The organism is Stappia indica, assembly GCF_001696535.1.
Lineage (GTDB): Bacteria > Pseudomonadota > Alphaproteobacteria > Rhizobiales > Stappiaceae > Stappia > Stappia indica.
In genome coordinates this window covers 509,547-522,572 of sequence record NZ_MBQE01000004.1, presented here as the reverse complement: position 1 = coordinate 522,572, position 13,026 = coordinate 509,547, and the positions used below count along the sequence as shown (strand labels likewise).

At 66.9% G+C, this 13,026-nt stretch carries 11 protein-coding genes; 3 read left to right on the top strand and 8 right to left on the bottom strand.

Translation table 11 applies throughout. The annotated features are described in order from the left end of the window. Positions 1-10: 10 nt before the first annotated feature. Positions 11-1,102: a hypothetical protein gene (locus tag BBX35_RS16645; RefSeq protein WP_067222233.1), complete on the top strand. Its 1,092-nt coding sequence runs from the start codon at positions 11-13 to the stop codon at positions 1,100-1,102. Positions 1,103-1,251: 149 nt separating this feature from the next. Further along, positions 1,252-1,758 carry a hypothetical protein gene (locus BBX35_RS16640; RefSeq protein WP_067222231.1) on the top strand — a complete coding sequence of 169 codons (507 nt, stop codon included), beginning with the start codon at positions 1,252-1,254 and terminating at the stop codon, positions 1,756-1,758. Positions 1,759-1,783: 25 nt separating this feature from the next. On the opposite strand, the gene BBX35_RS16635 is transcribed toward BBX35_RS16640, so the two are convergent. The 8 genes from BBX35_RS16635 to BBX35_RS16600 all read right to left on the bottom strand — a co-directional run bounded on the left by BBX35_RS16635 (position 1,784) and on the right by BBX35_RS16600 (position 11,392). Continuing rightward, positions 1,784-2,629, bottom strand: coding sequence for a class I SAM-dependent methyltransferase (locus tag BBX35_RS16635; RefSeq protein ID WP_067222230.1), 846 nt, complete (start codon positions 2,627-2,629; stop codon positions 1,784-1,786). Between the two features lie 115 nt (positions 2,630-2,744). Further along, a complete protein-coding gene (locus tag BBX35_RS16630; RefSeq protein WP_067222228.1) occupies positions 2,745-3,509 on the bottom strand; it encodes an ABC transporter permease in 765 nt (254 codons plus the stop codon). Next, entirely contained in the window at positions 3,506-4,294 is a 789-nt protein-coding gene (locus BBX35_RS16625; RefSeq protein ID WP_067222736.1) for an ABC transporter ATP-binding protein, read from the bottom strand. Before BBX35_RS16625 ends, BBX35_RS16630 begins: the two co-directional genes overlap by 4 nt. Positions 4,295-4,459: 165 nt before the next feature. Next, positions 4,460-5,470, bottom strand: coding sequence for an ABC transporter substrate-binding protein (locus tag BBX35_RS16620; protein WP_067222227.1), 1,011 nt, complete (start codon positions 5,468-5,470; stop codon positions 4,460-4,462). Between the two features lie 174 nt (positions 5,471-5,644). Further along, positions 5,645-7,531: a sulfate adenylyltransferase subunit CysN gene (gene cysN / locus BBX35_RS16615; protein WP_067222225.1), complete on the bottom strand. Its 1,887-nt coding sequence runs from the start codon at positions 7,529-7,531 to the stop codon at positions 5,645-5,647. 10 nt (positions 7,532-7,541) lie between these two features. Then, on the bottom strand, positions 7,542-8,447 hold the full coding sequence (cysD, locus tag BBX35_RS16610) for a sulfate adenylyltransferase subunit CysD (RefSeq protein ID WP_067222223.1): 906 nt from the start codon (positions 8,445-8,447) through the stop codon (positions 7,542-7,544). 720 nt (positions 8,448-9,167) lie between these two features. Next, complete coding sequence (cysQ, locus tag BBX35_RS16605) at positions 9,168-10,016, bottom strand: 3'(2'),5'-bisphosphate nucleotidase CysQ (RefSeq protein ID WP_067222734.1); 849 nt, start codon at positions 10,014-10,016, stop codon at positions 9,168-9,170. 56 nt (positions 10,017-10,072) lie between these two features. Continuing rightward, the gene (locus BBX35_RS16600; RefSeq protein ID WP_067222221.1) at positions 10,073-11,392 is read right to left on the bottom strand and encodes a UDP-glucose dehydrogenase family protein; all 1,320 of its coding nucleotides are present in this window, start codon (positions 11,390-11,392) and stop codon (positions 10,073-10,075) included. A 299-nt stretch (positions 11,393-11,691) separates the two neighbouring features. On the opposite strand from BBX35_RS16600, the gene galE reads away from it, so the two are divergent. Beyond that, entirely contained in the window at positions 11,692-12,687 is a 996-nt protein-coding gene (gene galE, locus BBX35_RS16595; protein WP_067222220.1) for a UDP-glucose 4-epimerase GalE, read from the top strand. The last annotated feature ends 339 nt before the right edge of the window (positions 12,688-13,026 follow it).

Genomic DNA, 13,026 nt, shown 5'->3' with positions numbered 1-13,026 from the left:
ACCCTGCACAGTGCAGTTTCACATCGACCGACAGGCCAATGGCGTCCTTTCCGGATGGATCGTGCCCAACAATCCGGGCGGCACGCCGCATGTGAAGGTGATCGTCAACGACGAGGAAATCGCCGTCATCGGTCCGAACGTGAACCGCCAGGACATCAAGGATCTGGGGCTTCACACGACCGGCTTCGTCGGCTTCCATATCGACGACAAGATCGTCAAGGGCATCCAGAAGGCCGACAACGTCCAGCTCGTCGAGCAGGAAACCGGGCTGATGGTGCACCGGCACACGGCCTCGCCGTTCCGCATCGAGAAGCGGGTGATGTTCTTCAACCTTTGCGTCGTGCCGCAGATCCGCATGCGCAACATGGCAAGCGACCTGTTCAGCCTGACCTATACCAACAGCGAGCGCATCACCTTCGCGACGATCTCCAGCATCCTGATCAACCACAACGCCCATTCGCAGTTCGTGATGGGCCGCAACAACCACAACCGCATCGCCGAGTTCCTGCTGAGCCGCGAATACATGCGCATCGCCCTGCTGCGCGATCCCATCGTCGAGCTCGCCGAGCGGCTGATCATGATCAAGCAGATCTCGCGCTCGTCGAACCGCAAGCTGCTGGAGAACCTCGTCTCGGGTCTCGAGAACCTGTTCGGCCTGTGCGAGACCATCGATCTGGAGAGCGAGGAATCGCTGCAAGACGCCTTCACGCGGCTGCGCCCGCAACAAGCGCAGGCGATTGCCGACCCCTTCGTGCGCACGCTGGTCTGCGACCAGGGCGACGCGCCGGAGGAGCGGCATATCAGCATGGCGCTGGACCGGCTGGCCGAGTTCGATGCGGTCGGCGTCGAGGAGCGGATCGATGCGTTCAACGCCTGCGTCGAGGAAGTCACCGGACGCGACATCTTCGGCGGCTACGAACCCTATGCCCTGCCGGGCACGATGGAGCTTGCCGAGCGGCTTCAGGGCATCGACAAGGTGCAGGAATATCTGGAATTCGACGCCCTGCTCTACCGCGAGCTGCGCGGCGTCATCGACACCGAATTCGGCGCCGCCGCCCCCGCTCCCGCGGGCGGCGTGCCGCAGGCCGCCCAGCGGCGTTGAGACAGCTCACCGCCCCCTCCGCGCGCGCCCGCCTCGACAGCAGTCTTCCGATAAACGCGCCTGTGTCGCTCGGGCAGACATATACGTTCTGAAGATCAGAAATATTCCTGTATGTTCATTCCGGTTACATTCAGAGAAATCAAGCCGTCATGGTTCAAGGCATTGTACTCCCCCGCTTCAAACCACTCACACGCATTCTGACAGCACTCCTGATGGGGCTTTGCATTCTCAATTTTGTGATAAAGCTCTGCGGAATACAGATCTTGGAGACGCCCCACTCTACAAGCTCAAGAGGGGTCGGTGATGAGACCTGGAACCTCTGGGTAGAGTACACGCTATTCAAACTGGTGCTGGTGGCGGTCGCGCTGCTCATGTGGATGACCGCAATGCTGCGCGAGATGTGGCGTGTCGTGGCGCAAGGATGGCCGGCTTGGCGGCTTTCCTTTCATACGGTTTATCTCATTCCGCTCAGCGCCATAATCGCCGCGATTCCTGTTCCCGTTGCGACGAACCCGCCAGCTGCAAAGTTCATCGTCTTTGCGTTTAGCCAAATGGTGTCCTTGTTTTGCGCCTTGGGCCTTGCAGGGCAACTTCTGCTGGAGCCGGCCAAGATGGACACGATTCTGCGACGCACAAGGGGTCGCTTTCGCTCATAGGCGAAAGCTCCCCGTCCCTCGCCCCTCAGCGCTTGACGCAGCAGACCGCGTAGTCGAGGCGGCGACCGTCGACATATTCCTGGTAGCGCATGGTGCCGGGCATGTCGGCCCAGTCGCTCGCATAGTCGCGGAACGGCCACGGCACCCGCTCGATCAGCTCGCGGCGGCGCGGCACGTCCTCGGCGATGGCCGCAAAGACGTTTTCGGTGATGTCGACCACCTTGTGCACGTCGAGCCCGTTCTTCTCGCAGAGCTCGTCGACGATCTTGCGCTGGTCGGCGAAGGCCTTGTCCGTGTAGCCGACCGAGAAGCTCAGGACGCCGCCGGGGCGCAGCACGCGCGTCGCTTCCTTCATGAAGGCGTCCATGCCGACATAGCTCGCCGCGCCGACGCTGAAGATCATGTCGAAGGAGCCGTCGGCCAGCGGCAGGTCGCGGGCATTGCCCTGCAGGATGCGGATCGAGGGGATGTGCTGCAGGCGCTTGCGGCAGACGCTCACGGCGCTGGAATTCACGTCGACGCCGGTGATCCGCGCCTGCGGGAAGCGGTGATGGGCCACCTGCACGCCGCCGCCGAGGCCGCAGCCGATGTCGAGGATGTCGCCCCACTCCCCGCCCCCGTTGCCGGCAAGCTCCCGGGTGAACTCCCACAGCACCTTGTCGTAGAGCGTCGACTGCAGCGGCTCGCGGTCGAAGGGGGCCAGCTCCGTCCAGGGGGCCTCAGCCGGCGAGAACCCGCTGTTGAAGAAGTTCTGGTGGCGGGCCGGCGACAGCCGGTAGAGCGCGAAATAGATCGCCTCCTGAAGCTTGCGCTGGAGCGGCTTGGGCAGGTTCCGCTGGATGCGGCGCTTCAGGACATAAAGGAACGACATGCAGGTCTCCGGCGGCTGGTGCCGACCGTGTTACAGGCTCGCGCGCCGCTTGCCTACACCCTGCCGGCACTCCGGCGGCAGGTTCCGCCGGAGTGTTGCGCTGCCGCGCTAGGGATTACTGCCGGCCCGAACGGTGCGCCCAGCCGGTCATGCGCATTTCCAGCCAGGCCATCGCCGCGTACATGACGATGCCGAGCACGGCGAGCGCGACGAGGCCCGCCCAGACCAGCGGCACGTTGAACTGCGACTGCGCCGCCAGCATCATGTGGCCGATGCCGGCATTCGCCGCCACGGTCTCGGAGATCACCGAGCCGACGAAGGCCAGCGTGATGGCGATCTTCAGCGAGCCGAAGAAATAGGGCATGGAGCGCGGGATGCCGACCTTCAGCATGATGTCCATCTTCTTCGCGCCCAGCGCCCGCAGCACGTCCTCCATCTCCGGCTCGATGGTGGCGAGCCCCGTCGCCACGTTGACGACGATGGGGAAGAAGGCGATCAGGAAGGCGGTCAGCACCGCCGGCACCGTGCCGATGCCGAACCAGATCACCAGGATCGGCACGACGGCGACCTTGGGGACGGAGTTGAAGCCGATCATCAAGGGATAGAGGCCGGCATAGATCGCCCGGCTCCAGCCGATGGCCAGCCCCAGCGCCAGTCCGCCGGCCACCGCCAGCAGGAAGCCGACGGTCGTGGTGAACAGGGTCTGCAGCGAGTTCTTCCAGATCGGCGACCAGTACTTGACGATGGCCGCCCAGATGTCGGTCGGCGCCGGCAGGATGAAGACGGCGATGTCCAGCCCCTTGCACGCCGCCTCCCAGACGACGAACAGGCCGATGGTCCACAGCCAGGGAGCGGCCTTGATCCAGCGATCGTTGGTCATGCGGCGGCCCTCGCCTCGGCAATGTGTCCGCGCAGATCGTGGACGATGTCGTTGAAGCCCCCGTCATAGGTCAGGTCGATGGGCCGGGGGCGCGGGAAGTCCACTTCCTGCTCGACGATGATGCGGCCGGGGCGCGCGCTCATCACGAAGACGCGGTCGGCCAGGAACACCGCCTCGCGCAGGTCGTGGGTGACGAGGATGACGGTGAAGCCCTTTTCCGCGTGCAGGTCGCGCATCACCTGCCACAGTTCCTCGCGGGTGAAGGCGTCGAGCGCGCCGAACGGCTCGTCCAGCATCAGCAGCGCCGGATCGTGGATCAGCGCGCGGCAGAGGTTGGCGCGCTGCTGCATGCCGCCCGACAGCTGCCAGGGGAACTTGTCGCCGAAGCCCTTGAGGCCGACGATCTCCAGCAGGTTCTCGGCCCGGGCGACGTAGCTCTCGTATTCGCTCTTCAGCCGGCGCCGGTGCGGCTGGACGATCTCCAGCGGCAGCATGACGTTCTTCAGCGTCGTGCGCCAGGGCAGCATCGAGGGGTTCTGGAAGGCCATGCCGGCGACGGAAACGGGTCCGTCCACTTCCTTGCCCGCCACCTCGACCGTGCCCGCCTGCGGGCGGATCAGCCCGGTGGCGAGCTTCATCAGGGTGGACTTGCCGCAGCCCGACGGGCCGACCACGGCGGCGAACTCGCCCTTCTTCACGGCCATGGTCAGGCCGTCGAGGGCCAGCGTGCCATCGCCGCCGCCATAGGCAAGGCGGATGTTGTTGAGATCGACGAAACCTGTCACGGCCGGGCGAAACTCCAAAGGGTGATGCGGCCGCGCGGGCCGCAGGACGGCGGATGCGCCCGGCACGAAGCGTCATGCGGGACCCCGCGCCAAGCGAGGAAACGACGCCCGCGCCTCCCCTTCCCCGCCTGTGCGGCCGGGAAGAGGCGGCGCGGGCGCGGCCCCTTACTTGATCATGCGCTCCTCGACCGGCGGCAGGTAGGAGGGGTCGAACACCCGCTCCGGCGCCGGCGGAGTGTCGCTCACGCCCATGGAGGTCTTCAGGTATTCCATCGACTTGGCGAGCTTAGCCATGTCGACGCCGCCGAAGCCGTTGGCCTTCACCGCCGGGGTGGCGATGGAGCCGTCCACGGCCATCAGGATGCGGTCGGTCTCGGTCGCCTCGTCCAGCACCTCGTTGCGCTTCAGGACGTAAGGCACGGAGGCTTCCGGGTCGGCGATCGTGTCGAGGAAGCCGCGCACCAGCGCCTTGACGAAACCCTTCACCGCCTCCGGATTGCTCTCGGCGAAGTCGGTGTTGACCATCACCACGTTGCCGTAGAGGTCGAGGCCGTTCTCCGCCATCAGGATGGTGGCGATGTCGTCGACCGGCACGCCCTGCGACTTCAGGTTGATCACCGAGGAGAAGGAGAAGCCGAAGATCGCGTCGACCTGGCCCTGGGCCAGCATCGGCTCGCGCACCGGGAAGCCGACATTCTCGATGGTCATGCCGGACGTATCGAGCCCGGCGACGTCGACGAAGGCCGGCCATTGGCCGAAGGCGGCATCCGGCGGCGGGGCGCCGAGCTTCTTGCCTTCCAGGGACTTCGGATCCTCGGTGACGCCGAGGCTCTTGCGGCCGATCACCGCGAAGGGCGGGCGCTCATAGGCCATCATCACGGCCTTGACCTTCAGGTCCGGCTGTTCGTCCAGCAGCTTGATCAGCGCGTTGATGTCGCCGAAGCCCATCTGGTAGGCGCCGGTGGCCACCCGCGGGATCGATTCGCGCGAGCCCGCGCCCGTGTCGATGGTGACGGAGAGGCCCTCCTCCTCGAAATAGCCCTTGTCCTGGGCGATGAAGAAGGGGGCGGCCGGAGCCTCGAACTTCCAGTCGAGCGTGAACTTGATCTCGGTCTGCGCCATCGCGGCCGGAGCGGCCAGCGTCAGCGCGAAGGCAATGCCAAACAGTCTGCGCATGAAGGTCCCCACTGGTGTTTTTATGAAGATCAGTGGGAAGACTGCCCCGCAATTGCCCATTCATCAAGCAATTTTGGCCCGCGCTCAATTCGCGGGCAAGGCCGCCCAAAAAGACGGCAAAACCGGCCGGAAGAGGCTCTCCCGGCCGGTTTTTTCGGCATTTCGGCTCAGACCCTACAGGCCGAGATAGCGGATCACCTCGTCGGCCAGGTCCTCGGCCGGGCGCGACACCGTATCGAGCACCAGCTCGGCGCTGTCTGGCGCCTCGTAGGGACTGTCGATGCCGGTGAAATTGCTGATCTCGCCGGCCCGCGCCTTGCGGTACAGCCCCTTGGGATCGCGGGTTTCGGCCACTTCCAGCGGCGCGTGGACGTGGATCTCGACGAACTCGCCCGGCGCGAAGAGATCGCGCGCCATCTGCCGGTCCGAGCGGAACGGCGAGATGAACGACACCAGCGTGATCACGCCGGCTTCCGTGAACAGGCGCGAGACCTCGCCCACCCGCCGGATGTTCTCCACCCGGTCGGCCTCGGAGAAACCGAGGTCGCGGTTGAGCCCGTGACGCACATTGTCGCCGTCCAGCAGGAAGGTCAGCCGCCCTTGCGCATGCAGCCGCTGCTCGACCAGGTTGGCGATGGTCGACTTGCCGGCGCCCGACAGGCCGGTGAACCACAGCACCCGCGGCGTCTGCCCGGTCAGCCTTGCGCGGGCCGCCCGGTCGATGTCGAAGGCCTGGCGGTGGATGTTGTCCGCCTTCCTCAGGCTCGCCCAGATCAGGCCGGCGCCGACCGTCTGGTTGGTCAGCGGGTCGATCAGCACGAAGGAGCCCATCTCGCGATTGACCTCGTAGGGGTCGAAGGCGATGGGCGCGCTCAGGTGGATCTCGCAGAAGCCGATCTCGTTCAGCGCCAGCGTGCTCGCCGGCAGGTGCTTCAGCGTGTTGACGTCGATGCCGTGCTCGATGCGCGCCACCACGCCGGTGGTGCTGCGCTTGCCGGCCTTGATCACGTAGTTGCGGTCGGTGCGCAGCCCCTGGTCGCCCATCCAGATCACATGGGCGCTCAGCCGGTCGGAGACCTCCGGCCGGCTTTCCGGCGTGCTCAGCACGTCGCCGCGCGAGATGTCGACCTCTTCCTCAAGGGTGATGGTCACCGCATCGCCCGCAACCGCCTCGTCCAGGTCGCCGCCCATCGTGGCGATGCGCGCCACCGTCGCAACGCGCCCGGACGCGGCCACCGCCACCTTGTCGCCGGGGCGGATCGCGCCGCTGACGACGGTGCCGGCATAGCCGCGGAAGTCGAGGTTCGGGCGGTTCACCCACTGCACCGGCATGCGGAACGGGCCCAGGCGATCCTCGCCGGCGACATCCACCGCTTCCAGATGCTCCAGCAGCGTCGGACCGTCGTGCCAGTCCATCGCCTCGCTGCGGCGGGTGACGTTCTCGCCGGTCAGCGCCGACATCGGGATCACTTCCAGCGTCTCGAAGCCGAAGCCTTGCGAGAACGCCTCGTACTCCGCGCGGATCCGCTCCAGCACCTCGCGGTCGTAGCCGACCAGATCCATCTTGTTGACGGCCACCACCACGTGGCGGATGCCCAGCAGCGAGACGATGAAGGAGTGGCGGCGGGTCTGCTGCAGCACGCCCTTGCGCGCGTCGATCAAGATGATCGCCAGATCCGAGTTGGAGGCGCCCGTCGCCATGTTGCGGGTGTACTGCTCATGGCCCGGCGTATCGGCGACGATGAACTTGCGCGCCTCGGTGGCGAAGAAGCGATAGGCGACATCGATGGTGATGCCCTGCTCGCGCTCGGCCTCCAGACCGTCGACCAGCAGCGCGAAGTCGAGCTCCTCGCCCTGCGTGCCGTATTTGCGCGAGTCCTTCTGCAGGGCAGCCACCTGGTCCTCGAACACCCGCTTGGTGTCGTGCAGCAGGCGGCCGATCAGCGTGGACTTGCCGTCGTCGACGCTGCCGCAGGTGAGAAAGCGCAGCAGCCCCTTCTGTTCATGATCGCCGAGATAGTCGGCCGCCTCGACGGCGAGGGAAGGCATTGCCTGGTTCATCGTTCAATCCTCAGAAATAGCCTTCGCGCTTCTTCTTTTCCATCGACGCCGCCTCGTCGTGGTCGATCAGCCGGCCGGAGCGCTCCGACGTGCGGGCGATCAGCATCTCGGTGACGATTTCGTCGAGGGTGGTGGCGGGGGACTCGATCGCCGCCGTCAGCGGGTAGCAGCCGAGCGTGCGGAACCGCACCTGGCGCATCTGCGGCACCTCGCCGGGGCGCAGCGGCAGCCGCTCGTCGTCGACCATCACCAGCATCCCGTCGCGCTCCACGACCGGGCGCTCGGCCGCGTAGTAGAGCGGCACGATAGGGATGTTTTCGGAGCGGATGTATTGCCAGATGTCGAGCTCGGTCCAGTTCGACAGCGGGAAGACCCGCAGCGATTCTCCAGGGCGCACCCGCGTGTTGAAGATCGACCACAGCTCCGGGCGCTGGTTCTTCGGGTCCCAGCCGTGCGAGGCGGTGCGGAAGGAGAACACCCGCTCCTTGGAGCGCGACTTCTCCTCGTCGCGCCGGGCGCCGCCGAAGGCCGCGTCGAAGCCGTAATGCGACAGCGCCTGCTTCAGCGCGTCGGTCTTCATCACCTGGGTGTAGTAGGACGACCCGTGGTCGAACGGGTTGATGCCGTCGGCCAGCCCCTGGTGATTGGTATGGGTCAGCAGTTCCATGCCCGCTTCCGCCGCCATCCGGTCGCGGAAGGCGATCATCTCGCGGAACTTCCAGGTCGTGTCGATGTGGAGCAGCGGAAACGGCGGCGGCGCAGGGTAGAACGCCTTGCGCGCCAGATGGAGCATGACGCTCGAATCCTTGCCGATCGAGTAGAGCATCACCGGTCGCGACATCTCTGCGACGACCTCTCGGATGATCTCGATGGATTGCGCCTCAAGACGGCGCAGATGGCTTCCCCGGTTTGACACGGATGTCTCCTCGTGCACGAGGCCGGGATATGCGCTCAGACGGCGGGACCGCCCTTGCGTCCCCGTTCCGCCCGCTGTTCCCGGCAGCTATCGTCCACGACTTACGCAGCCGCGCGCCCGAGCGCGAGAAACAGGATTGCCGACAAGCGGCCCTCCTTAAAAAATCTCTGTCATTTCGCAGCTTTTGCGGACGCGTCAGCCACCTCCGCGGCGGGAACGGCAGCGGTGGAGGTGGCGACGCGCTCCCGGACGGCACTCGCTTTCACGCACCGCCCTCGCGGTTCGTCATCCCGGGCAAGGCGATAGCCGCGACCCGGGACCGGAGAGCCAAGGGCGTGTGAGATGCGCTCAGAAAAAGAGGGAACCACCCTGCCTCCCCGATCCCGGATCTTCGGCCTCGTCCGGGAAGACGCGGGGAGAGGCAAGCGCGTAGGAACGAAACGATCCTCCGACGTGAATTCCACACACAGGCTGTCGTCCCGATTTCGGCGAAGCCGAAGACCGGGAACCAGTAAACCCGAACGGTTCGGCTCAAGCCTCGGCGCTGCCGCCGGAATGCCGGTGTCGGCTAGCTTCGCACACCCACACGCCCCAGCGGATACTGGACGCCGCCTGCGCAGGCGTGACAGCGGAGGGTGGAGTGACGCCTTCCCGCCTCACACTTGCCTCATGACCCACGCCTCTCACTTCGCCCTCCCCGCGCGCACCAGCCCCTTTGCGTCAGCCGGCAGCCGACGCCTCGGCGACCTTCACGGCCGCCTCCCGCACCAGGTCGGCCGTACCGGCCGCCAGGAAGCCCGGATTGGCGAAGTCGGAATCGTGCGGCTGGTTGCGTTTGCCATAGAGGAAGGGCGCACCGTCGAGGCGCGCGACGCTGCCGCCGGCGGCGAGCAGAACGGCGTGGCCCGCCGCCGTATCCCATTCCATCGTCCGTCCGAAGCGCGGATAGAGATCCGCCTCTCCGCGCGCCACCAGGCAGAACTTCAGCGACGAGCCGACGCTGACCGTGTCGCTGACGCCCATCGAGGTCAGCAGCGCATCGGTCTCCGCGTCCCGGTGCGAGCGGCTGGCGACCGCCACCGGCGGCACCTTCGGCTCGGCGCGCACCTGCATCGGCACGACCTCGCCGCCGGCCCCGGCCCCGTCCGCCGCGACGGTCTCCTCCACCGCCCCCTCACCGAGCCGCCCGAGATAGAGCGACCCGCGATGCGGCGCGTAGACGGCGCCCATCACCGGAATGCCCTTTTCCACCAGCGCGATATTCACGGTGAAATCGCCGCGGCCGGAGATGAACTCGCGCGTGCCGTCCAGCGGATCGACGAGGAAGAATCGCTCGCCGACGGCCTCGGGCAGACGGCCGGCGGAGACTTCCTCCTCCGCGACCACCGGCACGCCCGGAAACGCCTTCGCGAGCCCGGTGAGGATGATCGCCTCGGCGCGGCGGTCGGCCTCGGTCACCGGGCTGTCGTCGGCCTTGCTCTCCACCGCGACGCCGCCGTGGAAATAGTCGAGCAGCACCGCGCCCGCCTCGAGGCAGAGCGCCCTGAGCGCCTGCATGTCGTCCGTCATCCGCATGGCCTGTCTCCGGTCATGTGTTGCACCTGAGGTGATCGGTCCGGCGCGCGTCAGCCGACCGAGAGCGGCGTCTTGCCGATGCCCTGATAGTCGAGGCCGGCGGCGACCACATCCGAGCCCTGCCAGATGTTGCGCATGTCGACCACCGCGTGCCCGCGCATGCGCCGGGCGATCTCGGCCAGGTCGAGGCCGCGATAGGTGTTCCACTCGGTGATCACCGCCAGCACATCGACGTCGACGGCGACGTCATAGGGGTTCGCCCGCCATTCCAGGCCCGGCAGCAGCGGCTCGGCCTGGCCGCGCGCCTCCGGATCGTGGGCGACGACGGTGACGCCGGCCGCCTGCAGCGCCGGCACGATCACCAGCGAGGGGGCATCGCGCACGTCGTCGGTGTTGGGCTTGAAGGCGATGCCGAGGATGCCGACGCGCTTGCCGGCGGTCTCGGGCCCCAGCGCCGCCAGCACCCGCTCGGCCATCTGCCGCTTGCGCTCCTCGTTGACGGCGATGGTGGTCTCCACCAGCCGCTGCGGCGCGCCGTGCTTGAGGCCGGTGGCGGCCAGCGCGGTCGTGTCCTTGGGGAAGCACGAGCCGCCGAAGCCGGGGCCGGCATGCAGGAACTTGGAGCCTATGCGGTTGTCGAGGCCTATGCCGCTCGCGACCTTCTGGACGTCGCCGCCGACCTTCTCGCACAGGTTGGCGATCTCGTTGATGAAGGTGATCTTCACCGCCAGGAAGGCGTTGGCCGCGTATTTGGTCAGCTCGGCATTTTCCAGCGAGGTGACGAGGATCGGCGTCTCGCGCAGGTAGAGCGGACGGTAGAGACGGCGCAGCGCGGCTTCCGCCCGCTCGTCCTCGGCGCCGACAACCACCCGGTCGGGACGCATGAAGTCCTCGATGGCCGAGCCTTCGCGCAGGAATTCCGGGTTGGAGGCGACGGAGAAGTCGACGCCCGGCCGCTCTTCGCGGATGATCTCGGCGACCTTGCGGCAGGTGCCGACGACCACGGTGGACTTGATCACGACCACCGTGCCCGGCCGCATCGCCTTGGCGATCTGGCGCGCGGCGGCATAGACATAGGTGAGATCCGCTTCGCCGTCACCGCGGCGCGAGGGCGTGCCGACCGCGACGAAGACCACGTCGGCCCTGGCGACAGCCGTATCGAAATCGGTGGTGAAGGACAGGCGCCCGGCGGACAGGTTCCGCTCGATCAGCCCGTCGAGACCGGGCTCGTAGATGGGCACCTCGCCGGCATTGAGCCGCTCGATCTTGCTGGCGTCGATGTCGACGCAGGCGACGTCGAAGCCGAACTCGGAAAAGCAGACACCCGAAACCAGGCCGACATAGCCGGTGCCAATCATTGCGATGCGCATGCGTGCTCCTGGACTTTCCTGGAAAGAGAGGGGCCTTGCGGTCGGGCGGGAGGCGGCGCCGCGGGGCCGTACCGGTGCTGTTCACGTCACGATCTTGCAGGCGGAACCCCGACAGGCGTCCCGGGTCCCGGCGCCCCTTCGGATCGCGTGCGGGGCGCGCGCGCCCCGGCGTCGAGGCGCGCCGGTCCGCTGCGTTCCTGTTCGCTTGCCACCCGTTTGTCAACCCGCTAACACGGCTGGGGCGGGCACGCGCGGACGGGCGCTGCGCGCGCCGCCGGACTCATCGGCAGGAGGGGAACATGGCGGTTCTTGTAACCGGTGGCGCAGGTTACATCGGCAGCCACATGGCGTGGCGCCTGCTCGATGCGGGCGAGCGCGTCGTCGTTATCGACAGCCTGGAGGGCGGGCACGCATGGTCGGTGCCGCCGGCCGCGCGCTTCGTGCAGGGCGACATCGCCGACGGCCAGGCCCTCGCCCGCGCGCTGGAGCTTGCCGACGAGCCGGTCGACGCGGTGCTGCACTTCGCCGGCTCGGTCTCAGTTCCCGAATCCGTCGAGCGGCCCGAAAAGTACTACCGCAACAACACCTGCGCGACGCTGGCCCTGATCGAGGGCTGCCGCGCTGCGGGCATCGTCAACGTCATCTTCTCCTCCACCGCCGCCGTCTATGGCGAGGTCGGCTCCGAGCCGGTCGACGAAAGCGCGCCGGCCCTGCCCACCTCCCCCTATGGCACGTCGAAGCTGATGAGCGAGCGGATGCTCGCCGATATCGCCGGCGCCCACTCGCTGCGCTGCGGCGTGCTGCGCTATTTCAACGTGGCCGGCGCCGATCCGCAGGGGCGCGCCGGCCACTCGACGCGGGGCGCGGCGCATCTGCTCAAGGTCGCATGCGAGGCCGCGCTCGGCCTGCGCGACGGGCTGACCATCCACGGCACCGACTACCCGACCCGCGACGGCACCGCCGAGCGCGACTTCATCCATGTGACCGATCTCGTCGAGGCGCATTACCTCGCCCTGCAGCAGCTGCGGGCGGGCGATGCCGGCTTCACGCTCAATTGCGGCTACGGGCGCGGATACACCGTGCTGGAGACCATCGGCGCGGTGAAGCGGCTGTCGGGCCGCGACTTCCCCGTGCATACCGGCCCGCGCCGTCCGGGCGACATCGCCAGCGTCATCGCCGACAACCGGCAGATTCTCGCAAGGCTCGGCTGGGCGCCCGTCCATGACGACATCGACACGATCGCCGCACACGCCCTTGCCTGGGAGCGCAAGCTTTTGCAACGCAGCGAGAGCTGACTGTCATCATCTTGAAAGATGAGACATTTCAGATGGCACGCTCGAAGATTCCGTAAGGGCACAAATATCTGGAGAAATCCATGCTGCGATGCAATATTGCCTTATTATCGACGCTTTGAAGACCGCCTCGTCTTGATATATTGAAAAAACCCGGCCACGCCGCGCGAACACGCTTTGCGGTTGTGGCGGGAGAGTATGCTCGGTAGGGAACGGCGGCAGGGCCCGCTCCCGATCCGGGGGCTGGGCAAGGTGGTCGGATCCGGGGGCGGGTCCGCATCGCCGGCCGCAAGGCCGGCACGGCGGTTGCAGGGGACATGCAACCCGACGACAACATCCGGT

Excerpts from the sequence above, each read along its gene's own strand:
- cysQ (WP_067222734.1), bottom strand. The coding sequence starts at position 10,016 with ATGACGGACGACATGCAGGCGCTCAGGGCGCTCTGCCTCGAGGCGGGC.
- galE (WP_067222220.1), top strand. The coding sequence starts at position 11,692 with ATGGCGGTTCTTGTAACCGGTGGCGCAGGTTACATCGGCAGCCACATG.
- BBX35_RS16640 (WP_067222231.1), top strand. The coding sequence starts at position 1,252 with ATGGTTCAAGGCATTGTACTCCCCCGCTTCAAACCACTCACACGCATT.
- BBX35_RS16620 (WP_067222227.1), bottom strand. The coding sequence starts at position 5,470 with ATGCGCAGACTGTTTGGCATTGCCTTCGCGCTGACGCTGGCCGCTCCG.
- BBX35_RS16630 (WP_067222228.1), bottom strand. The coding sequence starts at position 3,509 with ATGACCAACGATCGCTGGATCAAGGCCGCTCCCTGGCTGTGGACCATC.
- BBX35_RS16600 (WP_067222221.1), bottom strand. The coding sequence starts at position 11,392 with ATGCGCATCGCAATGATTGGCACCGGCTATGTCGGCCTGGTTTCGGGT.
- BBX35_RS16635 (WP_067222230.1), bottom strand. The coding sequence starts at position 2,629 with ATGTCGTTCCTTTATGTCCTGAAGCGCCGCATCCAGCGGAACCTGCCC.
- cysN (WP_067222225.1), bottom strand. The coding sequence starts at position 7,531 with ATGAACCAGGCAATGCCTTCCCTCGCCGTCGAGGCGGCCGACTATCTC.